Below are 26,525 nucleotides of genomic sequence, written 5' to 3'. Positions count from 1 at the left end.
GCTTGCCCGGAGCGCGTGCGCTCGCGCTCCGGGATTCCTTCGAGATGACCGGAATTGTCGCATCGTCGACGCCCCGGTGCCAGGATCGGTCGACGCAATGAATGAATTGAGTGCCTCTTCGCGGATCACCTATCGGGCCGTCATGGTCCGGCCAGGCATGGTGCGTCGTATCCGGGGCCTGTCGGACAAGACGCTCGCCTGGCTCTTCATCACGCCGACGATCGTATTGCTGCTGGCGATCAACATCTTCCCGCTGCTCTGGACGATCTATCTCTCGTTCACGAACTACCGCGCCAATCGCGCCAACGTGCCGACGATCTGGCTGGGGGCTGACTGGTATCAGTCGATCCTGACGGATCCGGACATCTGGGCGGCGATGCAGGTGACGGCGCATTTCGTGATCTGGACGGTGGTGATCGAGACCGTCCTCGGATTTTGTCTTGCCTATCTCATCGACAAGAAGTTTCGCGGCCACGGGATGTGGACCACGATCATCCTGCTGCCGATGATGCTGTCACCCGCCGTCGTCGGCAATTTCTGGACGTTCCTCTACCAGCCGCAGATCGGCCTGTTCAACTACGTGGTCGCCTTCTTCACCGGACGCGCGGCCTCGTCATTCCAGATGCTGGGCGACGTTACGCTGAGTCCCTGGGCCATCGTCATCGTCGATGCCTGGATGTGGACGCCCTATGTGATGCTGATCTGTCTGGCAGGCCTGCGGTCGATCCCGGACTACATCTATGAGGCGGCGGAGGTCGACCGCGCGTCGAAATGGCGGCAGTTCTGGTCGATCACGCTGCCGATGGCGCTGCCGTTCATCATGCTGGCAGTGCTGTTCCGCGGCATCGAGAATTTCAAGATGTTCGACATGGTCAATCTGCTCACCGGCGGCGGGCCGGGATCGACCACGGAAGTCGCCTCGATCACGCTCAAGCGTGCGGCGTTCGAGAGCTGGCGCACCGGCTATTCCTCGGCCTTCGCCATCATCCTGTTCGTGACGGTGTTCGGCCTCGCCAACATTTATGTGAAAGCGCTGAACAAGGTGAAAAGCCGATGACCTCAGCCACCACAGCCCATTCCGTCGTCGAGCCGTCGACCACGACGCGGCGCTTTGCCGGCTCGCTCGTCGTGCTCTATGCCGTCATCACCATGATCCCGCTGGTGTGGATCATGCTCACCGCGTTCAAGTCGCCGGACGATGCGATCTCATATCCGCCCAAGGTGATGTTCAAGCCATCGCTCGAAGGCTTCTGCAACCTCTTCACGACCCGCTCGCGCCAGACGCCGGAGTTCATTCGCTCGCTCGGACCGCCGCAGGGGCTTTGCGACAGCATTGCGCGTAGCCGCAACATGGTGGTCGCCGGTCCCTCGAACTATGTGCCGCGCTTCATCAATTCCCTGATCATCGCGTTCGGCTCGACCGTGCTCGCCGTCGCGCTCGGCACCTTGTCGGCCTATGGCTTCTCGCGCTTCCGTGTGCCCCTGAAGGACGATCTGCTGTTCTTCATCCTGTCGACCAGAATGATGCCGCCGATCGCGGTCGCGATCCCGATCTATCTGATGTACCGCACCATCGGATTGTCCGACACAAGGCTCGGGATGATCCTGCTCTACACTTCGGTCAACGTCTCGCTCGCGGTCTGGCTGCTCAAGGGTTTCATCGACGAAATCCCGCGCGAGTACGAGGAGGCGGCAATGATCGATGGATACACGCGCTTTCAGGCCTTCGTGAAGGTCGTGCTGCCGCAGGCCACCACGGGAATTGCGGCGACGGCGATCTTCTGCCTGATCTTCGCCTGGAACGAATACGCCTTTGCGGTGCTTCTCACCTCGGGCAACGCGCAGACGGCGCCGCCCTTCATTCCGATCATCATCGGCGAGGGCGGGCAGGACTGGCCCGCGGTGGCCGCCGGCACGACGCTGTTCCTGGTGCCGATCGTGGTGTTCACCGTGCTTCTGCGCAAGCATCTGCTGCGCGGCATCACCTTTGGAGCCGTCCGCAAATGAGTATCCAAGCCACCCCAACCATCGCGCGTCGCGGTCTTGCGGATCGCATTCTGCGCCGTGGCCCGTTAGAGGCCGTGGCGACCACGATCATCGCTGCCGGTGTCGTGATGCTGATGCAGCCATTCTTCCTGACGCTGTATTCCTGGTCGTTTGCGACGACCCTGTTCGGCACGGTGATGTTCACCATCGTGTCGAAGGTTCGGGAGTAGGCGCGATGGCACAGATCAAGGTCGGGGCGCTCGACAAGTCCTTCGGGACGTTTCATGCGGTCAAGTCGGCTAGCTTCACGGTCGAGGACGGCCAGTTCCTCTGCTTGCTCGGACCGTCCGGCTGCGGCAAGACCACGACGCTCCGCATGATCGCCGGCCTGGAGCTGCCGACATCAGGCACCATCCGGCTCGATGGCGAAGACGTAACGATGAACCGCGCCTCGGCGCGCGACATCGCCTTCGTGTTCCAGCTCTTCGCGCTCTATCCGCATATGAATGTCCGGCGCAACATCGGCTTTCCCCTGAAATGCGAGGGCATCAGTGTGGCCGAGCGTGACCGGCGGGTCGTCGAGGCCGCACGCATCCTGCGGATCTCCCATCTCCTCGACCGATCGGTGTCGGGCCTTGCCGGCGGCGACCGGCAGCGCGTCGCGCTGGGACGGGCGATCGTGCGCAAGCCGAAGTGTTTTCTGATGGACGAGCCGCTCGGCGCGCTCGATACCGAGATGCGCGAGGCCATGATTCATGAACTGCGGGCCCTGCATGACCGCCTGGGCGCGACGACCGTCTATGTCACGCATGACCAGCTCGAGGCCATGGCAATGGCCGACAGGATCGCGGTGATGAACAATGGCGTCGTCGAGCAGGTCGCAAGCCCGCGTGACATCTATGATCGGCCGGCCTCGCTGTTCGTCGCCGATTTCATCGGTTCGCCGCCCATGAACTTTCTGCCGTTCCGCAGTGGCCTGCAGACCGGCGCCGAGGCGATCCGGCTTGGCGAGCGTGACGTTGCAATTCCGGCCGCGCACGAGGCCATGGCGGAAAGCGAACTCGTGCTCGGGGTGCGGCCGGAGCATGTGCGCTTCACCGACCGCGGCATGGTCCGCGGCGAGGTCTATGGCACGGAATATCTGGGCACGACGCAGATCGTGACCGTGACGACGCACTACGGCGCACTGAAGGCCCGCTCACCCAGCAGCAGATCGTTCCGGACCGGGGAGACTGTCGGGCTCGACTTCCGGCCCGATACGCTGTCGATCTTCGACAAGGCGTCGGGCCGGGCGATTCGCACCGCGCTGCATGAGGGAGGTGCGCATGGCTGAGGTCGAGATCAACGCCGTTTCCAAGGCATTCGGCAAGACTCAAGGCTTGAGCGATCTGTCGCTGACCATCGGTGATGGCGAGTTCGTCGCATTGCTCGGGCCGACCGGCGCCGGCAAGACCACGGTCTTGCGCTTGATTGCCGGATTGGAGCAGCCGGACAGCGGTTCGATCCGCATCGACGGGCACGACGTGACCGGCGATGCACCGGCGGACCGCGATGTTGCCTTCGTGTTCCAGCAATATTCGCTGTACCCGCATCTGACCGTGTTCGAGAATATGGCCTTTGCGCTGCGCGCGCCGACCCGCCGCGTGCCGGAAGCCGATATCCACGCGAAGGTGCAGGAGGTGGCGCGTCTGCTTCATATCGAGACCAAGCTGGACAACAAAGCGACGCAGTTGTCGGGCGGGCAGATGCAGCGCGTCGCGATCGGCCGGGCTCTGGTTCGTTCGCCTTCGATCTATCTGATGGACGAGCCGCTCTCCTCGCTGGATGCGAAGCTGCGCGGCGAACTGCGCCTCGAGCTCAAGCGGATCCAGGTCGATCTCGGCGCGACGATCCTCTATGTTACCCACGACCAGACCGAGGCGATGACCATGGCCTCGCGCATCGGCGTAATCGAAGGCGGCCGGCTGATGCAGATCGGCTCGCCACGCGAGATCTACGAAAACCCGATCAACGCGCATGTCGCAGCAAGGCTGGGCCAGCCGACGATCAACCTGCTACCGGCAGCCTTGTTCGGCGGCGCGCCTGATGGCGCCGAGACGATCGGCGCGCGGACCGAGCACCTGACGATTGCGCGCGGCGGTGGTGACGTGTCGGCGACCGTCAAGCGGGTCGAACATCTCGGCGACCAGAGCCATCTCCATCTCGACGTCGCCGGGCGACCGGTTGTGACCCTGGCGGATCCGGAGACGGGCTTCGGCGCCGGTGATGTTGTTTCGCTCCGTCTGAACAAGCCGCTGTTTTTCGATGCGAGGGGCTGGAGGGTAGCGGCATGAGCCTTGATCGGGTAGCCAGAGAAAGACTGGTGCGAGCGCTGGCAGGAGCGGTGATCGAACACGCGGACGAATTGACGAGCCTCGACCAGGCGATCGGCGATGGGGATCACGGGTTGAACATGAAACGCGGTTTCGAGGCTGTGCTCGCGACATTGCCGGGCCTTGCCGACAAATCGCTCCCCGAAATGCTGAAGGCGATCGGAATGACCCTGGTCATGAAGGTCGGCGGCGCGTCGGGGCCGCTGGTAGGAACTTTCTTCATGGAGCTGGGCAAGGCACTTCCGGAGCAGCCGAGCCGGACCGATCTCGTCGCAGCAACGGAGAAGGCGATCGAGGCCGTCAAGGCGCGCGGCCGTTCGGAGGCAGGGCAGAAGACGCTGCTGGATGTCCTGGTCCCGGTTCACGCCGTGTTGGCGGGAGGCGGCGACGCCAAGGCGATTGCGGCCGAGGCTGTGCAAGCGGCCGATCGCACCACGCCGATGCAAGCGATTCGCGGCCGCGCGTCGTTTCTTGGGGAACGTTCCATCGGTCATATGGATCCGGGCTCGCGCTCGGCGTCCCTTCTGATCGGCGCAGCAGTTGAGATACTGGAGTTCGAGGTCAATACATGAGCAGTTTACGTCCCGGCAATGTCGGAATTGTCATCGTGTCGCATTCACCGAAGGTCGCGGAAGGTGCGGCCGATATGGTGCGCCAGATGGTTGGAGACGCGGTGCCGCTGGCCTGGACCGGTGGCGACGTCGATGGCGGGCTCGGTACGAACGTTGCAGGAATCCTCGAAGCGATCGAGACGGCCTGGTCACCGGCAGGCGTCGCGATCCTTGTCGATCTCGGCGGTGCCGAGACCAATTCGGAGATGGCGGTAGAGATGCTCCCTGAAGATCGGCGCGCGCGCGTCCTGGTTTGCAATGCCCCGGTGGTCGAGGGGGCCGTGATCGCTGCGACCGAGTCTTCGGGCGGCTCGCCACTTGCCGCCGTCAAGCGCAGCGCGGAGGAATTCTATGCATGATGCCAACGCCAACCGGGCGGCCCAGACGTTTGCGCCGCTGATCGCCTCCGCGGTCCTCGTCAATCCGGTCGGCCTGCACGCGCGGCCATCGGTGAAGCTCACGCAATTGGCAAAGGGCTTTACCGCAAAGATCGAAATCGCGCTCGCCGCCGATGGACCCTGGACGGACGCCAAGAGCCCGGTGAAGGTGATGCGGGTGAAGGCGCCGCAAGGCGCAACGCTGCATTTCCGCATCGCTGGTCCCGACGGCGAGGCAGCGCTCGCCGCGATGCTGGCGCTAGTGCATGACGGTTTCGGCGAGGCCTAGAATCGTGGGCGAGATCCATCTCACCGGCCATCCCGCCGCGCCAGGTCTCGCCATCGGCCCGGTCGCCGTACTGACGGCCGACGTGGCGAGCAGGGCGGCGAAGGGCGATCCCGCTCAGGAGGCCGCAGCGTTGAAAGTGGCGATCGAGGGAGCAGCAGTGGAGCTCGCCGAGCTGATCGCGACGGTTCATGGCGAGGCCGCGGAGATCCTGGAATTCCAGGTCGCGATGCTCGGCGACGATGCGCTTGCGGAGGGGGCCTACGAAGCTATTGCGGCTGGTACGGCGGCCGATGATGCCTGGCGCGCGGCGCTCGACGCGGAGATCGCCGGCTATCGCGCGGCGGATGAGGAATATTTCCGGGCCCGTGCCGCCGATCTGGTCGACATTCGTGACCGCGTGCTCGCGGGTCTGAATGGCGCGGATGCGGTCGCAAAGATCTCCGGCGATTCTGTCGTCATGGGTGATGACATTTCGCCGTCGACGTTCCTTGCCGTCGACTGGACCCGTGGCGGCGCTATTGCGCTTGCAGCCGGATCGCCGTCGTCGCATGTCGCGATGCTCGCGCGATCGCGCGGCGCTCCCATGGTAGTTGGACTAGGTCCACTGCCGTGGAACGGACAGCCGCCGTCGCTGGCGCTGGTCGACGGTGACGCCGGCACCGTGATCTTTGATCCCAAGCCCGAAACGCGCCGCTTGTTCGAGCATCGCATGGCGGCCGCGAATGCTGCGCAGCTTGCTGCTGATGCCGGTCGCCTCAAACCGGCGCTGACGGCCGATGGCCGGCGCATCACCGTGCTGCTCAATGTTGCCGCGCCCGAAGATCTTGCGGGCCTCGATCCCGCCATCTGCGACGGCATCGGCCTCGTGCGGACGGAGTTTCTCTTCGAGGGATCGAGGGGCCTGCCCGGCGAGGATGCGCAATACGCGGTCTATCGGCGCATTCTCGAATGGGCTGCGGGACGGCCGGTGACGATTCGCACCCTCGATGCTGGCGGCGACAAGCCAATTGCCGGCCTGACGGTCGATGGCGAGCGCAATCCATTCCTGGGCCTGCGCGGGATTCGGCTCTCGCTTGCGCGGCCGGAGGTGTTTCGCGTGCAGTTGCGGGCGCTGTGCCGTGCGGCCGTCCATGGGACGCTGAAGGTGATGTTGCCGATGATCGCGGTCCCCGCGGAGGTAGATCGTGCCAACGTCATGCTGGATGTGGAGTTTGCGGCGCTCAGGGCAGAGGGCATCGCCTGTGCCCGGCCGCCGCTCGGCATCATGGTCGAGGTCCCGGCGGCAGCGCTATGCGCGGAAGATTTCGGCGCGGCATTCTATTCCATCGGGTCGAACGACCTCACCCAATATACGATGGCTGCGGCGCGCGATATCGGCGCTGTCGCCGACCTCAACGATGCCGGTCATCCGGCCGTGCTCGCGCTGATCGCGCGCACCGTCGAGGCCGGGCGCAAGCGCGGCGTCGAGGTCTCGCTCTGTGGCGATGCGGCGGCCGATACGCGCTTGACGAAGACGCTGCTGTCGACGGGGCTGACGACGCTCTCGGTCTCGCCGATTGCGGTGGCGCGGCTCAAGGCCGCCATCGCCGGGGTGACCGCATGACCGACGATGCAGGCGAAGACACAAGCCGGCCGGGCGACAGCAATGTCGCGGACTACAAGCTGATCCTGCGGCGGGCGCTCGACAACCGACCGTCCGGGACGCGGTTGAAGCTCGCGGCGGCGCTCGGCAAGAATCGCTCCTTCGTCAGCCAGATCACCAATCCGGCCTATCTGGTGCCGATCCCGGCAAAGCATGTCCCGATTATCTTCGAGGTCTGCCATCTCGCAGGCGCCGAGCGCGCGGCTTTCCTCAAGGCCTATGGCCGCGCGCATCCGGGACGGCTGCGCGGCGCCCACCGCGAGGCGCGCACCCGTGTCGTTACCGTGACGGTGCCCGATCTCGGTGACGACAAGAAGAATCGCGCACTCGAGCAGCTCATCGTCGACTTTGCTGCTCAGCTCGCGCGCTACGCCGAGAGCATCGGCTGACGAATTCGGACTGCAGAAAAGAAAACCGGGAGGACGCCATGAAAAAGCTGATCAACAGCGCCGACACGGTGCTCGAAGAGAGTCTCGATGGGTTGGCGGCTGCACATGCCGATATCCTGCTGCTCGGCGCCGAGCGAAAGTTCGTGCGCCGCCGTACCCTGAAGCCGGGCAAGGTCGCGCTCATCTCGGGCGGCGGCTCCGGCCATGAACCGCTTCATGCGGGCTTCGTCGGCGTCGGCATGCTCGACGCCGCATGTCCGGGCCAGGTCTTCACGTCGCCGACGCCGGATCAGATGATCGAGGCGGCGGAGGCCGTCGACACCGGGGCAGGCGTGCTCTTCATCGTCAAGAACTACGAAGGCGACGTGATGAATTTCACCATGGCCGCCGAGATGGCCGGACGCGAGATCGTCAGCGTCGTGACCAATGACGACGTCGCCGTCGAGAAATCGACCTACACCACCGGCCGTCGCGGCGTCGCAGGCACGCTGATCGTGGAAAAGATGGTCGGTGCCGCGGCCGAAAAGGGCATGCCGCTCGCCGCGCTCAAGACGCTCGGCGATGACGTCAACCGGCGCACCCGCTCGATGGGCGTGGCGCTCCTGCCGTGCACCGTTCCAGCGGCGGGCCGGCCGAATTTCACCCTGGCTGACAACGAAATGGAAATGGGCGTCGGCATTCACGGCGAGCCGGGTCGCCGCAGGGTGCCGTTGGCATCTGCCGATGCGATTGCCGCCGAGATGCTCAACGCGATCCTGGGTGATCTCGCACCGGGCAAGGGCAGCGAAGTCCTGCTGCTGGTTAACGGCTTCGGCGCAACGCCGTTGATCGAGCTCTATCTGATGGCCAACAGCGCCAAGCGCATTCTGGATGGCGCCGGGATCACGGCGACGCGCTTCCTGACCGGGTCCTATGTGACGTCCCTCGACATGGCCGGTGCCTCGATCACCGTCTCCGTGCTCGACAGCCAGTCAAAGGAATTGTGGGACGCTCCGGTTCATACCGCTGCGTTTCGTTGGGGCATGTGATCGATTTGGCTCAGGTGCGGATCACAAAGCCCTTGGCGAGATGATTCCGCACGAAATAGATCATCGCTACCCCCGGCACGAGCGCGAGCACGGTCATGGCCATGACGAGGCCGAAATCGGTTCGGAAACCGAACAGCGCGTTGATGGCCATGGTGATCGGCTTGCCGCCGGTCGTCGTCAGGATGCGTGCCAGCACCACCTCCACCCAGGAGAAGATGAAGCAGAAGAACGCAGTCACGCCGATGCCCGGCGCAATCGCTGGAACGAGGTGGCGAAAGAAGAAGCTGGGAAGCGAATGGCCGTCGAGGAAAGCCGTCTCGTCGAACTCGCGCGGCACTGACGCGATAAATCCCTCCAGAATCCAGATCGAGATCGGGATGTTGAAGACGCAGTGAACCAGCGCAATGCCGACCGGTGTGTTCTCCAGGCCTACTTGAGCGAACAACACGAAGATCGGTAACGAAAGTACGACAGTCGGGGTGATGCGGAACACCAGCAGCAGGAAGAACAGCTGCCGGTCGCCGACGAAGCTGTAGCGCGCGAACGCATAGGCGGCCGGCAATCCGACGCCGAGGCAAAGCGCGACGTTGAGCACGACGTAAATGATGGAGTTGAGGATCGCTTCCTTCAGAACCGGCGAATGAAGGATGTTCAGGTAGTTGACGAGGCTGAAATGCCCTTCCGTGATCCCGGCTCTCGGCAGTGTCGACACACAGCTCGTGATGATCGTCTGGGCCAGTGGCACCAGGACGAAGGCGCCGACCACGGCGAACAACGCGATCCGCCCAACGGATGACAGCGACTTCACGTGGTGAGTTCCTTGGCCGGCTCCATGGCGACCGGCGCCCGTGTGCTCGTTGCCGCCTTGAAGATCCAGGCGACCGTCAGGACGATCAGGAAGTAGACGATCGAGCGGGCGGCGGAGGGTCCGTAGTTGAAGGACTGGATCTCCTCGCCGAGGTCGAGGCTGAGGAATGCGGTGGCGCTATCAGGGCCTCCGGCATTGATGCGGAAGGCCTCGATATAAATCATGAAGCTGTCCATGAAACGAAGCAGCACGGCCATCGACAGCACGGTCTTCATTTTCGGCAGCTGAATGAAGCGGAACACCTGCCATGGTGACGCGGCGTCGATGGCGGCGGCCTGATAGTAGGCAGGCGGAATGCTGGAGATGCCGGCATAGGCGAGCACGACGACGAGACCCAGCCAATGCCAGGTGTCCATCACAACCAGCACGATCCAGGTGTGCAGGGCATCGAACTTGTAGTCGAAGGCGACACCCAACCAGGCCAGCGTCCGGCCGGCAAGACCGATATTGGGATTGATGAAGTTGAGCCAGATCACCGGGATCATGTTCCATGGCACCACCAGCGGCACGGTGATCAGGACGAGAACGGTGCTGACGACAAAGCGATGCGATCCTTGCAGCAGCAGCGCGATCCAAATGCCGAGCGGCAGCTGGATCGACAAGACGATCGCCGAGAACAGAAAACTGCGCCCCAAGCTCGCGTAGAAGCGTTCCGACGTGACGATGTTCCGGTACCAGTCGACGCCGACCCAATAGGGGTTGTTCAGGCTGAACAGGTCCTGGAAGGAGTAGTTGGTGACGGCGACCAGAGGGAGGATTCCGACGAAGGTCACGATGACCAGGGCAGGAAGCACCAGGAACCAGGCTCTGTTGTCGTATGGCTTCATTTCAGACAATTGCAATGGGGACACGTTCGGGCACGAAAAAGGGCCTCGGTCGACACCGAGGCCCTTCAGCATTCCGGATCAAGCCAGAACTAGCCCGTCAATTGACTGAAGTCCAAGAGACGGCAGCGCAGCCCAGTTCCGCGCGGTGATCATGTGTCGTCAGTGCGGGCCGCGTCCATCGTTCGGATCGCTCTCCGGGCCGCCCTCCGATTCTTGGATCAGCACCACCGGCTCGTCGTAGCCTTTGCGGCTGCTGTAGAACACCAGCGCCATCAGCCCGGCGCCGACGAGCAGCGAGAACACGACGCCGAGCACCAGCGCGACATAGCCGGCCTCCGGCACCTTGGTGTCCGTGCTGGTCCAGCCGAGATAGCCGAGACTACAGGCAGCAACGAGCAGAACGGACAGGACCGCGATGACGGCCCATCTGGAGAGCTTGCCGCCTCCGAGGTTGGATGGCGCGGTCGACTGACTGTCGGTGCTGGTCATGGACCTCTCCTCTTGCGCGTATGTTGCGCTATGGCGCGGTGGCTTTGGTCGCGATTGCATGCAGCGCTCCCGTCATTGCGGTAACCGCAGCATTGGCCGGTTCGCCAATGCCGTGACGGCCGGCGAGATAGGCCGGATCGTTGTAGGACAGCCAGGTCGCGCCTTGCTCGTCCTGCCAGACCAGCGCCTTCAGCGGCAGGTCGATGCCGACAGTCTGCGCCTGCTGCATCAACGGCGTGCCGCCCTTGGCGTTGCCGAAGATGAGAAGGTCGGTCGGCCGCAGCTTCAGGTCGACGGCGGCCGCCCCCGCGGTGTGATCGATATGGGCGAAGACGGTGAGGCCCCTGGTCTTCACCTCGGCCTCGAGCCGCTTCATCGTGTCCGCAGGTCCAAAATTGCTCCTGATGGTGATGAGTCCGTCTGTGGCCATGGCTTGCGTCTCCCATGAACATATCGCTGCAACCAGCGCGAAGATGCTCATACGATCTCGCGCTGATAATCGTGCGCTTTGGAAAACCCGATCGCATTCATGTGACGATATTTACCGCACGCCGCGACGATTGCTAGTTAGGTTGTGTTAGAAGGAGTGAGCGTTGACGCGCTCACTCGTACCTTCGTTGCGCGCTGATGGCGGAGCCGGGTGCTCGGGCGGCGACGGTCAGCTCCGATACCAGCTCGCCACATTCCACGTCGTGACGTCCCACCCCGAGATGTCGGTCATGAGGTTGTTGACGGCGCCGCCGGTGATGTAGCGCGACAGCAGCGGCAGGAAGATGTTGGCTTCGCAGAAGATCTCATTGACCTTGATCAGCAGCGCGGCGCGCTTGACCGGGTCGAGCTCCTGTTGCGCGGCCTTGTAGGCCTTGTCCGCCTCGGGATCGGACCAGCGCGAGACGTTGCGGCCGAGCCATTTGTTGTCCTTGTTGGCGATCTCCCAGGAGACGCACTGGTTCAGGAACCGCTCCGGATCGGGCTGCGGCATCGTCGTGTTGTACATCTCGATGTCGCAATAGAATTTCGAATAGGTGTCGGGGTTGCCGACGTCGGAGGAGAAGAACACCGATGCGGTGATCGATTTGAGCTCGATCTCGATGCCGGCCTTCTGGCAAGCCTGCTTGATGATGGCCTGCGTCTTCTGGCGTGGCGCGTTGATCGACGTCTGGAATACGTATTTGAGCTTCTTGCCGTCCTTCTCGCGGACGCCGTCCGCGCCCATCTTCCAGCCCGCCTCGTCGAGAATCTTGTTCGCCTTGTCGACGTTGAACTCGAAGCTCAGCTTGCTCGACTTGAACTGGCCGGGCTGGTTGACGAAGCTCGCCGTTGCGACGCCGCCGCGGCCGTAGATGAATTTCTGGATCCCGTCGCGGTCGATCAGCAGGTTGAGCGCCCGGCGCACGGCCGGGTCGGATAGCGTCGGATGCTTGGTCTTGGCGCTGGAGCGTTCGCTGTCGACCTCGGTCCACGGGTCAGTCGTATTAACGATGATGAACTCGACGCCGCCGGAGATTGTGAACTCCACCTTGCCTTTGCCGCCGGCCTCCATGCGCTTGAGGATCTCGTCCTCGACCAGCAGGTTCCAGGCATAGTCGTATTCGCCGGTCTGCAGCACGGCGCGCGCCGCGGAGACCGCGTCGCCGCCACCCTTGATCTCGAACGTGTCGAAATAGGGCTGGTTCTTGACGTGGTAGTCGGGATTGCGTTCGGCCCGAACCAGATCGCCCGGCTTGAACTCGACGAACTTGTAGGGACCGGTGCCGACCGGCTTTAGATTGCCTGGCGCATCGCGCGATTTCGCACCGATATAGTCGCCAAAGTGATGCTTCGGCAGGATCTGGCCGACCGCGCCCACGAAGGGATCGGCCCAGAACGGGGTCGGGGCCTTGAAGGTCACCTTGACGGTGTAGTTGTCGATCTTCTCGACCGCGATGTTCTGATAGGACCCCGTGGTGTAGGCGGCGGTGGCCAGATCCGCGGCGTAAGCCCACGTGAAGACGACATCGTCGGCAGTGAAGGGCTCGCCGTCATGCCATCGCACGCCCTGCTTCAGCTTCCAGATCACGGTGGTGCCGTCGGCGGAGAGACCGCCATTCGCCTTGGTCGGGACCTCGGCGGCGAGGCAGGGGATGAGGTTGCCTTCCTTGTCCCAGCCGGCGAGCGGCTCGAAAAAGACGCGCGAGGCGACCTGGTCCTTGGTGCCGAGCGCGAAATGCGGATTGAGCAGCGTCGGAGCCTGCCAGAGCAGGAGCTTGAGCGGACCGCCGCCGCCGGCCTTGGTCGGCTTGTAGGCCAGCGTGGCGTCCGCCATCGCCACGTCGTTCCAGCTCAGGATCTGGCTCGCGATGGGGGCGGCGATCCCGACCGCAGCCATCCTCTGGATAAACGAGCGTCTCGACAGTGTGCCTTGCTTCACCTCCGCGATGAAGTCGCGGATGTCGTGTTCGTTCATCAGATGACCTCCACCTGCCACAAGAACAGTCGTCACCGGCAACCCCATCATGTTGCATCAAGGGCAGGGCGGCAATGCTGACAACGTCGGAAAGCCCTGCGGCGAAATGGCGGCCGCGGAGCGCGGGTGCCTCGGCACCCGAAGAACGCGAAGGCGTGTCTGCAATTTCGGACGCAAATGGAAGATTGATGCTGTCGCATCTTGCTCCGTCATTGCGAGCGCAGCGAAGCAATCCAGAATCCCTCCGCGGCGACAGACTGGATTGCTTCGCTGCGCTCGCATATGACGACGTCGAAACTGACGCGTTAAAGGGCTGCAACCCGCGGGATGCGGCCATGCGCGCGGTTCCAGGCATGGGTAATCCGTTGCCCTCCACGCGCGGGCCTCATTATATTGTCCCCCTGATTGCGACCGGAGCCGCCTGCACGGCGCTCCGCGATGAGGGCCACGCGATGGACGATACGATTGGTTTTCCCGACCCCGGCCTGGATTTGTCTGACGGATTCAAGCCGCACACCTCGCATTGGGGCGTGTTCTCGGCGCGCAACAGCGCAGCCGGGCTTGAGGTGCGGGCCTATGCGGGCGATCCCGATCCGAACGGCATCATCGACAATTTTCCGGGGGCGTTGCGCCACCAGGCGCGCGTCGCCCAGCCTGCGATCCGCCGTGGCTGGCTCGAGCGCGGCCCCGGACCCGACGATCGGCGCGGGCGCGACGAATTCGTCTCCGTCAGCTGGGAGAAGGCGCTCGATTTGCTCGGCGACGAGCTGGCGCGCATCCGCGACACGCGCGGCCCCGGCGCCGTGTTTGGCGGCTCCTATGGCTGGTCGAGCGCGGGCCGTCTCCACCACGCCCAGAGCCAGGTGCACCGCTTCCTCAACATCGCGATGGGCGGCTATGTCCGCTCGGTGAATTCCTATTCCTCGGGCGCGTCCTCGGTGCTGCTGCCGCAGATTCTCGCCGGCTACGAAGACATCACCAAGCGCAACGTCACCTGGGAGCAGATCGCGGCCGAGACCGAGATCGTGCTCGCGTTCGGCGGCATGGCGCTGAAGAACTCGATGGTCGCCGGCGGCTCGATCAGCAAGCACGTCGAGCGCGGGGCGATGGAAGCGGCGCGCAAGCGCGGCTGCGAGTTCATCCTGATGAGCCCGCTGCGCGAGGATCTGCCCGTCGAGGCCGGCGCGGAATGGATGACATGCATACCCGGCACGGACACCGCGCTGATGCTCGGCATTGTCCACACGCTTGTCGCTGAAGGCCTGCACGATCAGGCCTTCCTTGATCGCTACACGGAGGGGTGGCCCGTGTTCCTGCGCTATCTCACCGGCGAGAGCGATGGCCAGGCCAAGGACGCCGCATGGGCCGCCGCGATCTGCGGTGTCGATGCCGAGACAATCCGGTCACTCTCGCGGCGCCTTGCCGGCAAGCGCGCGCTCATCACCGTCTCGCATTCGCTCCAGCGCGCCGAACATGGCGAGCAGCCGGTGTGGATGGGCATGGTGCTGGCCGCAGCGCTGGGCCAGATCGGCCTTCCCGGCGGCGGTTACGCCTATTCGCTGGGTGCGATCGGCTATTATGGCCGCCGCGTCAACGACGTGCCCGGGCCGACGCTGGGGCAGGGCCGCAACGGCGTCCGTGATTTCATTCCGGTGGCGCGCATCGCCGACATGCTGCTCAATCCCGGCAGCACCTATCGCTACAATGGCGAGACGCGCATCTATCCGGACATCCGACTGGTCTATTGGGCCGGCGGCAATCCGTTCCATCATCACCAGGACATCAACCGCCTGCGCAAGGCGTTTGCGAAAGTCGACACGCTCGTCGTGCACGAGCTCGCCTGGACCGCGACCGCGCGCCACGCCGACATCGTGCTGCCCTCGACCATGACGCTCGAGCGCGAGGACATCGGCTATTCCACCAATGATCCCTTGATGGTCGCGATGCACCGCATCGCCGAGCCGTTTGGCCTCGCGCGCGACGACTACGATATCTTTGCCGACCTCGCCGATCGTCTCGGCGCCCGCGAACCCTTCACCGAAGGGCGCACGTCGCGCGAGTGGCTCGAACATCTCTACGAGCCGACCCGCGCCTCACTCGCCAAGCGCGGCTTGGAGGCACCGAGCTTCGAGGAGTTCTGGCAGCGCGGCAGCCTGATCGTGCCGCAGCAGCCAGACGATGGCGGCCGGCTGCGTTCTTTCCGCGATGACCCCGTCGCTCATCCTCTGCCGACGCCGAGCGGGCGCATCGAGATTTACTCCGCGAAGATCGCCGGCCATGGCGACGCGGATTGTCCGGGCCATCCGGTCTGGCTCGAGAAAAGCGACATGCCGAAGCCCGGCGCGCCGTGCTTCCTCGTCGCCAACCAGCCGGTGACGCGCCTGCACAGCCAGCTCGACTTCGGCGGGCATTCGCTCGCCGCAAAGCATCGCGGCCGCGAGGTCGCGCGCATGAACCCGCGCGATGCTGACGTGCGCGGCATCAAGGACGGCGACATCATCCGCCTGTTCAACGAACGCGGCGCCTGCCTCGCAGCGGTGAACGTCACCGACGGCATCGCGCCCGGGGTGGTTCAGCTGGCGACGGGCGCCTGGTACGATCCGATGGATCCGGAAGACGAGGCGCCGCTCTGCGTTCACGGCAATCCGAACGTGCTCACCCGCGACATCGGCACCTCGTCCTTCGCGCAGGGCTGCACCGGCCAGCTCACCACGGTGGAGGTGGAGAAGTTCACCGGCAATCTGCCGCCGATCCGGGCGTTCGATCCGGTGTAGTTGGCACCCGGCGTGTTACGTAGGATGGGTAGAGCGAAGCGAAACCCATCATGTTTCGACGCGTAAATGCTCGATGGGTTTCGCTGCGCTCTACCCATCCTACAAGTCGTCTAACCGCGCGCGACCCGCGCCATCTCCGCGCGATACCAATCGCCGATCTCGCTTGCCGTCATCAACGCGACGCCGTCCTGGCCGATGACGTAGTCGAGCAGCTGTTCGAGATATTTGATCCGGTGCGGCACGCCGGTGATGTAGGGATGGATCGAGATCGCCATCACCCGCGCATTGTCTGCGCCTTCGAGGTACAGCCGGTCGAATTGGTCGATGCCGCGCTTCAAAAACTGGTCGGACGGCAGATGCTGGAGCGCGTGGACGACGATGTCGTTGGTCTCGACCGTATAAGGGATCGTCGTGATCGTGCCGTGCGGCGTTGCGATGTCCTGCGGCAGATCGTCGATCACCCAGTCGGCGACATATTCGATGCCGTTGAGGCGCAGCAGGTCGAGCGTGTCCTCGGTCTCGGTCAGGCCTGGAGACTCCCATGAGCGCGGCGCGCGCCCGGTGAAGTTTGCGATCGTCTCAACCGAGCGCTTGATCGCATCGGCTTGGTCGGAAAGCCGATGCATCGGCCCCTGCATGAAGCCGTGGCCCATGAACTCGAATCCGGCCTCGCGCGCGGCGGAGGCAACGCGCGGATAGGCGTTGCAGACATCGGCATTCGCGGCCAGCGTCACCTTCATGTTGCGGTCCGTCAGCGCCTTGAATTGCCGCCAGAAGCCGGCGCGCATGCCGTATTCGTGCCATGACCAGTTCGGCACGTCCGGCAGCAGCGGCTGGCCCATCGGCGGGCTGAGGACGACGCGCGGCATCGCGTTCTCGATCCGCCACTCCTCGACATTGAGGATCACCCAGACCGCGAGCCGCTTGCCGTTCGGTAGCGTCAGCTTCGGTCGGTCGACCAGAGCCTGATAGGGAATGCGGTCACTGAGGGCCATCGCGAGCCTCCTGTCGGCTGAGAGCTAAAATTATCGTCTGCCGGCGGTGACGCGCGGCATCACCTGTTCGGCCATCAGGATCATCGAACGCCGCGCGAGCTCGCGGTCGCGCCAGTCCTTGCCGGCATAGAGCAGCGTGCCGAATTCGCCGACTTCCTCCTGAAGCGCGAGGATCTGGTCGGCGACGCTGTCGGGCGTGCCGTAGATGATCAGCTTCTCGCAGACGGATTCGAGCGTGACCTCGTCATCCGGCTGGTCGCGGCGCGTCTTGAACAGCTCGATGCGCCCGTTGCGCTTCAGCTTGGTGAAGAGCGAGCGGTAGTAATACACGTAAGGACTGTCAGGATCGGTGGCGTAAGCCTTGGCGGTCGCCATGTCGTTCGCCACGAACACGCTCTTGGCCACGCGCCAATTGCCGGAATCGACGGTCCTGCCGACGCGTTCGCAGCCCTCGACATATTTCGGCCAGTGGCTCTTCACCCACATCGGCATCAGGAAGTTGGCCGAGATCGGATCCCAGCCGCGTGCGGCGGCCTCGGTGACGCCCTTGGAGAACGGGGCGACGGCGGTGACCACGATCGGCGGATGCGGCCGCTGCAAGGGCTGCGCGATAAAACCCTGGCCGATGTCGGCCATCAGCGTCCTCTCGGTCGTGATGTTCCAGAACTGGCCCTCGATATTGTAGGGTGGCTCGCTCGCCCAGATTTGCAGCACCTGGTTGATCGCCTCGAGGAACATGGCGTTGCGATCGCGATCGAGCGTACCGAACAGCTCCGCATCCGAGAGCAGGCCGCCCGGGCTGATGCCGAAGATCAGCCGCCCGTCGAGCATGTGGTCCAGCATCGCGATGGTTGCGGCGACGGTGGCCGGATGCACGTTCGGCATGTTGACGGTGCCGGTGCCGAGCTTGATCTGCTTCGTCGCAGCCGCAATCCAGGCCAGGAATGCGACGCAGGAGGTGATGTTCTCGGCCTGGTCGGTGACGTGCTCGCCGACATAAGCTTCGCTGAAGCCCAGTTCGTCGGCGAGCAGGAACGCCTCGCGATCCTCCTGCAAGGACTGTCGCCAGTCCTTGTCGAGCGGATGGATCGGCATCGTGAAGAAGCCCAGTTTCATGGCCGGCACCTTGTTGTTTTTATGTAGGACGTCAGGCCTGCGTTCCCATCAGCTTGTCGACGGTGGTTCGCAAATGCCGGCGCATCGCCTCCATCGCGCGGATGCGATCGCGCTGCTCGATCGCATCGATCAGCGCGTCGTGCTCGGCAAAGGAGGAGTAGTCTTCCGGCGGACGCTCCGGCCTGGTATCGAGCCATCGCCACACCACCGCGCGCCGGACGTCGTCGACCGTCTGATGGATCGCCGACAGCAGCGGATTTCCGGTCGCCTCCGCGATCAGGCGGTGCAGCCGCCCGTCCAGCGTCTCGTAGTCCTTCCAGGTTTCGGCCTCGCGCATCTGCTGCGCCAGCACACGCATGCCTTCGATCTGCTTGAAGGTGGCGTTGACCGCGGCGAGGCTGGCGATCTCCGGCTCCAGCACGAGCCTTGCCTCCATCGCGTTGCGCGGGCTGGTGCTGTCGCGCAGCGCGGCGAGATTGGCGCTGCCGTTGTCCGCTGGCGCGCGGATGAATGTGCCGCGGCCGACCTCGCGCGAGAGGCGGCCGTCGAGTTCGAGGCGCGCGAGCGCCTTGCGGATCTCGTTGCGTGAAACGCCGAACTGCGCCGCGAGTTGTCGCTCCGGAGGAAGGCGCGTGCCGGGACCGCCTTCAGTCAATCGAGCCAACAAATCGAACACCGGTCCAATCCTCTCGCAACCAATACCAACCAATCCGCATTTAACGCGCGCGGCATTCACAAATGCAAGACCAAAACGACGGTGATGAAAGTTAAGCGTTGACTCCGTCGGATTTAAAAGCGAGGCTTCAACCAATCAAAAAGCCAATTACAAAATTGGTTGACCAATAGGTGAGGATCGTTGTGATGGTCGAGGCTGCTGGCGTTCGCACGTCAACCGACATGCCGATTCCTGACATGATGAAGGCCTGGGTGCTGGGCGACCCCGGCCAGCTGCGTCTCAGCGAAAAGCCGGTGCCGATGCCGAAGCGCGCGGAAGTGCTCGTGCGCATCGATGCGGTTGCGATCTGCGCAACGGATCTGGAGATCATCGAGCACGGAACGCCGGCACTGATCCAGGGCGGCCCGCCCTTCAACAAGAATTTTACGCCCGGCCACGAATATATGGGCACGGTCGCAGCGCTCGGGCCCGGCGTCGACGAATACAGGATCGGCGAGCGCGTCACGGTCGAGATTCATGCGGGCTGCGGCCAGTGCAAGCGCTGCCGGCAGGGCATGTACACCTCCTGCCACAACTACGGCCTGAACTACGGCGATGTCGACAAGGGCCATCGCGCCAACGGCTTCACCACAGACGGCGGCTTCGCCGAATATGCCGTCAACCACATCAACACGCTGTCGCGCGTGCCCGACGACATGAGCGACGAGGAGGCGACGTTGGTCGTCACCGCCGGCACCTCGATGTACGGTCTCACGGAGCTCGGCGGCCTCGTTGCCGGCGAGAGCGTGGTCGTCACCGGCCCCGGCCCGATCGGCCTTCTCGCGGTGGCCGTTGCGAAAGCGCTTGGCGCGAGCCCGGTGATCCTGTCGGGTACCCGTGACGCCCGCCTTGCCATCGGCACCAAGCTCGGTGCCGATCGCGTGGTCAACGTGCGCAACGAGGATCTCGTCTCCGTCGTCAGGGAGATGACGGGCCGCGGCGCCGATTATATCGTCGAGTGCGCCGGCACCGGCACGGCGATCAACGAAGCCGCCAAGATGGTCAATCGCGGCGGCAAGATCTGCCTTGCCGCGTTTCCGCACGAGCCGGTGCTTGCCGACATCGGTGCTCTCGTGAAGAACAACATCTACGTCTACGGCATTCGCGGCGAAGGCAAGAGCGCCACCCATCGCGCCATGGCGCTGATGGCGGAGAAGCGCTTCGACGCCACGCTGATCCATACCCACACGTTCCCACTCGCGGACCTGCCGATGGCGCTGCACTACGCGCGCAATCGCATTGACGACGCCATCAAGGTCGTCATCAAGACCCGTGGTGCGGTGACCCAGACCAGGAAAGAAGTGGCGTGACGATGCCGCGCCACGACAATTGCTAGCATCTGGAAGGAAACGGCTCATGTCGGACTCGAATCCCCGCGCTCATTGGCCCGTCGAAGTGCAGCGCGAATACGAAGAGGGGCGCAACAGCGGCTGCGTCGGCAGCGTGCTGGTGTCGGAGACCGATCGCGTGCGCGTCTGGCATCTGTCGATTGCACCGGGCAAGCGCTGCGGCTTCCATCGCCACGTGCTGACCTATTTCTGGACGGCGCATAATCCGGGCAAGGCGCGCGGCTATTTCGAGGATGGCCGCATCGTCGATGTCGAGCACTACAAGGGCGAGACCAGGCATCTCGCCTTCGGTGCCGGCGAGTACATGGTGCATGCGGTCGAAAACATCGGCACCACGGATCTGCTGTTCACGACGGTCGAGTTCCTCGACATCGCCAACAAACCTCTCGCGGTGCCCGACCATGTGCGGCTGAAAATTCCGCAGGGCGCTGACATCAAGATGGCATCATAGCCGGGCAGGATCGGCAGACGGGAATTTCGGTATGGGTACGAGAGCCAAGGCAATTCGCATGGCCGCGCAGGGTGGCCCTGATGTTCTGAAGCTGGAGACGGTCGAGCTGGCCGCGTCCGGCAAGGGCGAGGTGCTGATGCGGCAGACCGCGATCGGCCTCAATTTCATCGACGTCTATTTCCGCGACGGCTCCTATGCGCTGGATCTGCCTGCCGGGCTCGGCGCGGAAGCCGCGGGTGTGGTCGAGGCCGTCGGCGAGGGCGTGACCGAGTTCAAGGTGGGCGACCGCGTCGCCTATGGCGGCTCTGCGCCGGGCGCCTATGCGACGCACCGGCTGATGCCGGCCGCGCGCCTCGTTCCCGTTCCGCAATCCGTGAGTGACGAGGCCGCAGCGGCCGTGCTGATGAAGGGCATGACGGCGGAGTACCTCTTGAACCGCTGCGTTGCGGTCAAGCCGGGGCAGCAGGTGCTGTTCTACGCGGCCTCGGGTGGTGTCGGCCTGATCGCCGGCCAATGGGGCAAGCATCTCGGCGCCCGCATGATCGGTGTCACCAGCGGCGGGGAGAAGGCGGAGCTCGCGCTCGCGCATGGCTACGATGCTGTGATCGACCGCAAGACCGAACGCATCCCTGAGCGGGTGAAGGCGCTGACCGGCGCCAAGGGTGTCGCGATTGCCTATGATTCCGTCGGCAAGGACAGTTTTGAGGCCACGCTCGCCTCGCTTGCTCCGCGCGGCTACTTCGTCACCTTCGGCGCGACCACCGGCGCGCCGCCGCCGCTCGAGGCGGCATTGCTCCAGAAGAACGGATCTCTCTATTATACGCGGCCGACGCTTGCGACCTACATCGCCGCGCGCGACGATCTGGTAGCATCGGCTGCTGCCGTGTTCGACCTGGTCGGCAAGGGCGTCATCAAGCCGATGATCGGGCATCGCTACGCACTGTCCGAGGCAGCGGCCGCGCACTGTGATCTCGAGGCCGGATCGACCCGGGGATCGTCGCTGCTGATACCCTGACTTTTCTGATGGAGGCGGACAGCTGCCGCCTCCATGCGACCCGCGAAAAAACGACAACAAGAATCTCGGTTGCGTGCGCGAACAGGAGGAGGCCGGCAGCGGATGGGTCAAGTCGCAGGATTATTGCTCGATTCCATCGTCTCAGGTATTCTCGTCGGAGGCTTCTACGCCGCCATGGCGGTCGGTATCTCGATCGCGTTCGGCATGCTTGGCATCAGCAATATCGCCCATCCCGCGCTCATTCTGCTCGGCTCGTTCATCGCCTATGTGCTGAACTCCCAGTTTGGGATGGATCCGATCCTGGTCGGCGTGCTCGCGACCGTTCCGTTCTACTTTCTCGGGACGCTGCTCTACACCGCCTATGAATTCGCCTTCGAGCGGCGCGGCACGCAGCTGATCCGCGGGCTCGCGTTCTTCTTCGGGCTGCTGTTCATCACCGAGGTCGGGCTTCAGTTGATCTTCGGCGTCGACTACCGCCTGGTCGAGGCGCCCTATATCGGGCCGTCCTACAATTTCGGACCGGTGTCGCTGCCGGTCCGGATGCTGATCCCGTTCCTGGCCTCCGTCCTGCTTCTGATCGGCCTGCAGATATTCTTCGCGCGCACCTTCACCGGGCGCGCCATCATGGCGGTGGCGCAGGACAAGTTTGCGCTTCAACTGATGGGCGCGGCACCCGTTCGCATCAAGCGAATCGCCTTCGGCTTGTCCACTGCGACCGCGTCGCTGGCCGGCGCGTTCCTCATCATTCTCCAGCCGGTCGAGCCGTCGATGGGCCGCGATTATATCGGCAGAATATTTGCGATCTGTGTGCTCGGCGGCATCGGCTCGCTGCCGGGCACCTTCATCGCGGCCGTGATCGTCGGCGTCGCGGGAAAGCATCACGGCAACCTTCTACGGTCCGTCATGGTCGCCTGCGATTGCGTTCGGCTTCCTGCTGATTGCGCTGGTGGTCAGGCCCGCCGGCCTGTTCGGGAGAGCTTGATGTCGAACGGGCGCTTCATCCTGGTCGCCTGCCTGGTCGGCGTCGCGCTGGTCGCGGCCAGCCTGTTCGTGACCAACGAATATTATGTGTTCGCGGCGTATTTCGTTCTTCAATACGTCGTGCTGGCGACAGCCTGGAACATTCTCGGCGGCTATGTCGGCTACGTTAATTTCGGCACGACGGCGTTCCTCGCCATCGGGCTCTACAGCGCAGCCGCTTTGAACAAATGGCTTGATCTGCCGATTCCGGTACTCATCCCTATCGCTGGTGTGCTCTGCGGCGCCGTGGGCCTCGCCATGGGCTACCTGACGATCCGCCTGCGCGGTGTCTACTTTACCATCGCAACGCTGGCGCTCTCCGTCGTCGTCCAGACCTTCATCACCAACTGGGATTATGTCGGCGGCTCGCGCGGCATCTACATCATGCGGCCGACCGATGTTCCGGTGTTCGGGAGTTATGTCGCCTATCTCTTCTTCCTGATGACGGTGCTTGCGGTCGCTTCCGTCGTCATCGCGCGCGTCATCGAACGCTCGACCTTTGGCTTCGGCCTTGCCGCCATACGCGACGATGAGACGGCGGCCGCCGCATCCGGCGTTCCGGTACTGCGGTTGAAGCTGGTCGCCGCGGCCATCAGCGGCGCCTTGATGGGAATGGCCGGCGCGCCGCTGCCGTTCTATTTGACCTATGTCGAGCCGACCTCCTCGTTCAGTCTGGCCTACACCGTCAACAGTGTGGCGATGCCGCTGGTCGGCGGCACCACGAGCTGGCTTGGCCCGGTGATCGGCGCGGTCCTGCTCGGCACCATGCAGCAGGCGATGACGGTCTTGATTTCGTCGTCGGTCAATCTGCTCGTGGTCGGCGTGCTGCTCGTGATCTTCGTGATCGCGGCGCCGAACGGAATTTTGGGGTTGATCCGCTCCCTAGGGGGCAAGAAGGTCGATCCGGAGACCAACCCGCTCGCGGCGATGCTCGTGACCGAGAAGCGGAGCAGCCAATGACGATCGAGGCACGCCCAGCTGTGGCGAACGAGCTGATCCTCGATGCCCGTGGTATCACCAAGCGCTTCGGCGGCTTCGTCGCGCTGAACAATGTCGACCTCGCGGTCCGGCCCGGCGAGCGGCTCGGCCTGATCGGCCCCAACGGCTCGGGCAAGAGCACGCTGACCAACTGCCTCTGCGGCGCGCTGAAGACGGATGGCGGCTCGATATCGTTTGCGGGCAGGGCGATCGACAATCTCTCGTCCTATCAGCGGGCGCGGCTCGGGCTTGGCCGCAGCTTCCAGCTGCCGCGGCCGTTTCACAGCCTGTCGCTGCTCGACAATCTTCGCATCCCGCTGGTCTATGCCGTCAATGCGCGCGGCGGCACGCATCTGACCGAGCAGCAGATCCGTGCGCGCAGCACGGAGCTGCTCGGCGAATTCGGCCTCGGCGGCAAGCTGCATCGGCTGCCGGGCGATCTGACCCAGGTCGAGATGCGCAAGCTCGAGCTCGCGCGCGCCATGGCGACGGACCCGACGTTGCTGGTCTCGGACGAGGCGCTCGCCGGTCTATCGCATTCGGAGGTGAACGAGATTTTGGCGCTGCTGCTCGCGCTTAACAAGCGCGGCGTTGCCGTGATCTTCATCGAGCACATCATGCGCGCGGTGATGGCGTTCTCGGAGCGGCTCGTGGTGCTCGTCGCCGGCGAAAAGATCGCGGACGGTGCGCCGAAGGACGTGATCGCCAACGAGCGGGTGATAGGGGCGTATCTTGGCCAGTAGCATCCGGATCGACAACATCAATGCCGGCTACGGGGCCGTTCGCGTTCTCCACAACGTGTCACTGAACGTCGGCGCCCGCGAGACGGTGACGCTGCTCGGCACCAACGGCAACGGCAAAAGCACGCTGATCAAGACCATCATGGGCGTGGTGCGGCCGAGCTCGGGACGCATCGTCGCGACCATCGACGGCAGGGACCACGAGCTCATCGGCAAGGAGACCGAGGAGATTGTCGACCTCGGCGTCGCGCTGGTGCCCGAAGGACGGCGGCTGTTTCCGCGCCTGACGGTCGAGGAGAACCTTCTGCTCGGCGGCTATCGTCCGACGGCGCGTGCGCGGCTGAAGGACAACATGGCTTACTGCTACGAGGCATTTCCGCGGCTTGTGGAACGCCGCGCCCAGCTTGCCGGCACCATGAGCGGCGGCGAGCAGCAGATGCTAGCGCTGGCACGCGCGCTGATGTCGGCACCGAGCATTTTGATCGTCGACGAGCCGTCAGTCGGGCTGGCGCCGCTGTTCGTCAGCCGCACCATCGACATGATCGCGCAGCTGAAGGAGCGCTATCATCTGACCGTGCTGATGGCGGAGCAGAATTTCACGCAAGCGATGCGGATCGCCGACAAGGGCTATGTGATCGTCCACGGCGAGATCGCGTTCCGCGGCGAGAGCCCGGAGGAGATGCGGCGGAGCGACCTGATACGACAGCATTATCTCGGCATGTAGAACTCAAAACATAAAACAGGGAGGACGACGTGAGGATGTTTCGGCTGACTGGCTTGAGGGGCGTCGCACTGGCGCTCTCGACAATGATTGCCGCGCTCTATGTGTTCAGCGACGCTGCGCGCGCAGCGGATCCGATCAAGATCGGCTTCGGCATCCAATTGACCGGGCCGCTCGCCGGCAACGGCAAGGCGGCGCTGCTCGGTGCGCAGATCTGGGCCGACGAGGTCAACAAGGCCGGCGGCCTGATCGGCCGGCAAGTCGAGCTCGTGCCCTATGACGACCAGAGCAATCCCGGTCTCGTGCCCGGCATCTATTCCAAGCTGCTTGACGTCGACAAAGTCGATCTGCTGCTGTCGAACAACACCAACCAGACTGCGCCGGCGATGCCGACGATCATCCAGCACAAGCGGCTGATCATGGGCATGTTCGCGCTCGCGATCAACGAGCAGTTCAAATATCCCGGCTATTTCCAGATCCAGCCCTATGGACCGAACGGCAAGGATTCGCTGACCCGCGGTTTCTTCGACAACGCGATCGCGATGGACCCGAAGCCGACCACTGTGGCGCTGGTCGGCGCGGATGCGGAATTCGCCAAGAATGCGCTCGAAGGCGCCCGCATGCAGGCCAAGCGGCTCGGCCTCACCGTCGTCTATGACAAGGTCTATCCGCCGACGACGGTGAATTTCACGCCGGTGCTGAAGGCGCTGCAGGCGACGTCGCCGGACCTGGTGTTCGTCGCGTCCTATCCGTCCGATACGGTCGGCATCATCCGCACCGCGCACGAGATCAATCTCGAGCCAAAGGTGTTCGGTGGCGCCATGGTCGGCACCCAATATGCCGCGATCAAGCAGCAGCTCGGCGAGGCGCTGAACGGCGTCGTCTCCTTCGAGCAGTACATTCCCGAGCCGACCGTCAAATTCCCCGGCATCGAGGACATGCTGAAGAAGTACCAGGCCAAGGCGGCGGAGGTCGGCGTCGACGCGCTGGGCTATTACGTGCCGGCGTTCGTCTACTCGGCGCTCCAGGTTCTCGGCGAAGCCGTGACCAAGACCGGCGGCGTCGATCAGCAGAAGCTGATCAATTACATCCATGGCAACACGTTCCAGACCGTGGTGGGCGACATCACCTTCGGTCCCGATGGCGAGTGGGTCGAGCCACGCATGTTTGCGGTGCAGTTCCGCAACATCAAGGGCAATGACATCCAGCAGTTCACCCAGGCCGGCAAGGAAGTGATCATCTTCCCGCCGAAGTACAAGTCCGGCGACCTGGTCTATCCCTTCGCCAACGCCCAGAAGGCCGCGCAGAACTGACCAGACCGTTCAAA

Annotated in this window: 27 protein-coding genes; 19 read left to right on the top strand and 8 right to left on the bottom strand. The window is 63.9% G+C overall.

Annotated elements, in window-relative coordinates; translation table 11 throughout:
• The first annotated feature begins 97 nt into the window (after positions 1-97).
• The 11 genes from V1280_RS21225 to dhaK are packed head-to-tail and all read left to right on the top strand — an operon-like array spanning position 98 to position 8,694.
• Complete coding sequence (locus V1280_RS21225) at positions 98-1,057, top strand: carbohydrate ABC transporter permease (protein ID WP_334528342.1); 960 nt, start codon at positions 98-100, stop codon at positions 1,055-1,057.
• Positions 1,054-2,007, top strand: coding sequence for a carbohydrate ABC transporter permease (locus V1280_RS21220; RefSeq protein ID WP_334528340.1), 954 nt, complete (start codon positions 1,054-1,056; stop codon positions 2,005-2,007). Before V1280_RS21225 ends, V1280_RS21220 begins: the two co-directional genes overlap by 4 nt.
• Positions 2,004-2,216, top strand: a complete 213-nt coding sequence (locus V1280_RS21215; RefSeq protein ID WP_334528337.1) for a hypothetical protein — start codon at positions 2,004-2,006, stop codon at positions 2,214-2,216. Before V1280_RS21220 ends, V1280_RS21215 begins: the two co-directional genes overlap by 4 nt.
• Positions 2,217-2,221: 5 nt before the next feature.
• A complete protein-coding gene (locus tag V1280_RS21210; RefSeq protein WP_334528334.1) occupies positions 2,222-3,319 on the top strand; it encodes an ABC transporter ATP-binding protein in 1,098 nt (365 codons plus the stop codon).
• Positions 3,312-4,319, top strand: a complete 1,008-nt coding sequence (locus V1280_RS21205; RefSeq protein WP_334528331.1) for an ABC transporter ATP-binding protein — start codon at positions 3,312-3,314, stop codon at positions 4,317-4,319. The genes V1280_RS21210 and V1280_RS21205 overlap by 8 nt, the downstream gene beginning before the upstream one ends.
• Positions 4,316-4,930: a dihydroxyacetone kinase subunit DhaL gene (dhaL, locus tag V1280_RS21200; protein WP_334528328.1), complete on the top strand. Its 615-nt coding sequence runs from the start codon at positions 4,316-4,318 to the stop codon at positions 4,928-4,930. The genes V1280_RS21205 and dhaL overlap by 4 nt, the downstream gene beginning before the upstream one ends.
• Positions 4,927-5,328 carry a dihydroxyacetone kinase phosphoryl donor subunit DhaM gene (gene dhaM, locus V1280_RS21195; protein ID WP_334528325.1) on the top strand — a complete coding sequence of 134 codons (402 nt, stop codon included), beginning with the start codon at positions 4,927-4,929 and terminating at the stop codon, positions 5,326-5,328. The genes dhaL and dhaM overlap by 4 nt, the downstream gene beginning before the upstream one ends.
• Positions 5,321-5,635 carry an HPr family phosphocarrier protein gene (locus V1280_RS21190; RefSeq protein WP_334528322.1) on the top strand — a complete coding sequence of 105 codons (315 nt, stop codon included), beginning with the start codon at positions 5,321-5,323 and terminating at the stop codon, positions 5,633-5,635. Before dhaM ends, V1280_RS21190 begins: the two co-directional genes overlap by 8 nt.
• 4 nt (positions 5,636-5,639) lie before the next feature.
• Positions 5,640-7,238 carry a phosphoenolpyruvate--protein phosphotransferase gene (ptsP, locus tag V1280_RS21185; RefSeq protein WP_442895146.1) on the top strand — a complete coding sequence of 533 codons (1,599 nt, stop codon included), beginning with the start codon at positions 5,640-5,642 and terminating at the stop codon, positions 7,236-7,238.
• Complete coding sequence (locus tag V1280_RS21180) at positions 7,235-7,666, top strand: hypothetical protein (RefSeq protein WP_148773007.1); 432 nt, start codon at positions 7,235-7,237, stop codon at positions 7,664-7,666. The genes ptsP and V1280_RS21180 overlap by 4 nt, the downstream gene beginning before the upstream one ends.
• Before the next feature lie 38 nt (positions 7,667-7,704).
• Positions 7,705-8,694: a dihydroxyacetone kinase subunit DhaK gene (dhaK, locus tag V1280_RS21175; RefSeq protein ID WP_334528314.1), complete on the top strand. Its 990-nt coding sequence runs from the start codon at positions 7,705-7,707 to the stop codon at positions 8,692-8,694.
• A gap of 10 nt (positions 8,695-8,704) precedes the next feature.
• Here dhaK and V1280_RS21170 read toward each other — a convergent pair whose 3' ends face one another.
• The 5 genes from V1280_RS21170 to V1280_RS21150 form a co-directional block, all read right to left on the bottom strand.
• The gene (locus V1280_RS21170; protein WP_334528311.1) at positions 8,705-9,502 is read right to left on the bottom strand and encodes a carbohydrate ABC transporter permease; all 798 of its coding nucleotides are present in this window, start codon (positions 9,500-9,502) and stop codon (positions 8,705-8,707) included.
• On the bottom strand, positions 9,499-10,389 hold the full coding sequence (locus tag V1280_RS21165) for a carbohydrate ABC transporter permease (protein ID WP_334528308.1): 891 nt from the start codon (positions 10,387-10,389) through the stop codon (positions 9,499-9,501). The genes V1280_RS21170 and V1280_RS21165 overlap by 4 nt, the downstream gene beginning before the upstream one ends.
• 159 nt (positions 10,390-10,548) lie before the next feature.
• Positions 10,549-10,878 (bottom strand): hypothetical protein, encoded by a 330-nt coding sequence (locus V1280_RS21160; protein ID WP_334528305.1) that lies wholly within the window; start codon positions 10,876-10,878, stop codon positions 10,549-10,551.
• A gap of 28 nt (positions 10,879-10,906) precedes the next feature.
• The gene (locus V1280_RS21155; protein WP_334528302.1) at positions 10,907-11,308 is read right to left on the bottom strand and encodes a DUF302 domain-containing protein; all 402 of its coding nucleotides are present in this window, start codon (positions 11,306-11,308) and stop codon (positions 10,907-10,909) included.
• Between the two features lie 228 nt (positions 11,309-11,536).
• Positions 11,537-13,324: a peptide ABC transporter substrate-binding protein gene (locus tag V1280_RS21150; RefSeq protein ID WP_334528299.1), complete on the bottom strand. Its 1,788-nt coding sequence runs from the start codon at positions 13,322-13,324 to the stop codon at positions 11,537-11,539.
• Positions 13,325-13,776: 452 nt separating this feature from the next.
• Here V1280_RS21150 and V1280_RS21145 point away from each other — a divergent pair, with 452 nt between their 5' ends.
• The gene (locus V1280_RS21145; RefSeq protein WP_334528296.1) at positions 13,777-16,098 is read left to right on the top strand and encodes a molybdopterin guanine dinucleotide-containing S/N-oxide reductase; all 2,322 of its coding nucleotides are present in this window, start codon (positions 13,777-13,779) and stop codon (positions 16,096-16,098) included.
• 110 nt (positions 16,099-16,208) lie between these two features.
• Here the strand turns inward: V1280_RS21145 and V1280_RS21140 are convergent, their stop codons facing one another.
• From V1280_RS21140 to V1280_RS21130, 3 genes are read right to left on the bottom strand one after another with little or no spacing between them, the layout of a single operon-like run.
• Positions 16,209-17,093, bottom strand: a complete 885-nt coding sequence (locus V1280_RS21140) for a polysaccharide deacetylase family protein (RefSeq protein ID WP_334528293.1) — start codon at positions 17,091-17,093, stop codon at positions 16,209-16,211.
• Between the two features lie 30 nt (positions 17,094-17,123).
• Complete coding sequence (locus tag V1280_RS21135; RefSeq protein WP_334528290.1) at positions 17,124-18,209, bottom strand: LLM class flavin-dependent oxidoreductase; 1,086 nt, start codon at positions 18,207-18,209, stop codon at positions 17,124-17,126.
• A gap of 31 nt (positions 18,210-18,240) precedes the next feature.
• The gene (locus tag V1280_RS21130; RefSeq protein WP_334528287.1) at positions 18,241-18,885 is read right to left on the bottom strand and encodes a FadR/GntR family transcriptional regulator; all 645 of its coding nucleotides are present in this window, start codon (positions 18,883-18,885) and stop codon (positions 18,241-18,243) included.
• Between the two features lie 185 nt (positions 18,886-19,070).
• On the opposite strand from V1280_RS21130, the gene V1280_RS21125 reads away from it, so the two are divergent.
• The 7 genes from V1280_RS21125 (at position 19,071) to V1280_RS21095 (ending at position 26,511) form a co-directional block, all read left to right on the top strand.
• Positions 19,071-20,234: a zinc-dependent alcohol dehydrogenase gene (locus tag V1280_RS21125; protein ID WP_334528284.1), complete on the top strand. Its 1,164-nt coding sequence runs from the start codon at positions 19,071-19,073 to the stop codon at positions 20,232-20,234.
• 46 nt (positions 20,235-20,280) lie between these two features.
• Entirely contained in the window at positions 20,281-20,724 is a 444-nt protein-coding gene (locus V1280_RS21120; RefSeq protein WP_334528281.1) for a hypothetical protein, read from the top strand.
• A 31-nt stretch (positions 20,725-20,755) separates the two neighbouring features.
• Positions 20,756-21,739 carry a quinone oxidoreductase family protein gene (locus V1280_RS21115; RefSeq protein ID WP_334528278.1) on the top strand — a complete coding sequence of 328 codons (984 nt, stop codon included), beginning with the start codon at positions 20,756-20,758 and terminating at the stop codon, positions 21,737-21,739.
• A gap of 102 nt (positions 21,740-21,841) precedes the next feature.
• Complete coding sequence (locus tag V1280_RS21110) at positions 21,842-23,719, top strand: ABC transporter permease (protein ID WP_334528275.1); 1,878 nt, start codon at positions 21,842-21,844, stop codon at positions 23,717-23,719.
• The gene (locus V1280_RS21105) at positions 23,716-24,480 is read left to right on the top strand and encodes an ABC transporter ATP-binding protein (RefSeq protein ID WP_334528272.1); all 765 of its coding nucleotides are present in this window, start codon (positions 23,716-23,718) and stop codon (positions 24,478-24,480) included. Before V1280_RS21110 ends, V1280_RS21105 begins: the two co-directional genes overlap by 4 nt.
• Positions 24,470-25,201 carry an ABC transporter ATP-binding protein gene (locus V1280_RS21100; RefSeq protein WP_334528269.1) on the top strand — a complete coding sequence of 244 codons (732 nt, stop codon included), beginning with the start codon at positions 24,470-24,472 and terminating at the stop codon, positions 25,199-25,201. Before V1280_RS21105 ends, V1280_RS21100 begins: the two co-directional genes overlap by 11 nt.
• A gap of 35 nt (positions 25,202-25,236) precedes the next feature.
• Entirely contained in the window at positions 25,237-26,511 is a 1,275-nt protein-coding gene (locus tag V1280_RS21095) for an amino acid ABC transporter substrate-binding protein (protein ID WP_334528266.1), read from the top strand.
• The last annotated feature ends 14 nt before the right edge of the window (positions 26,512-26,525 follow it).

Origin of the sequence: Bradyrhizobium sp. AZCC 2230, assembly GCF_036924495.1 — a bacterium.
GTDB classification, from domain to species: domain Bacteria; phylum Pseudomonadota; class Alphaproteobacteria; order Rhizobiales; family Xanthobacteraceae; genus Bradyrhizobium; species Bradyrhizobium rifense.
The sequence above is the reverse complement of the archived record's forward strand: the minus strand, read 5'-3'. Positions and strand labels throughout refer to the sequence as shown.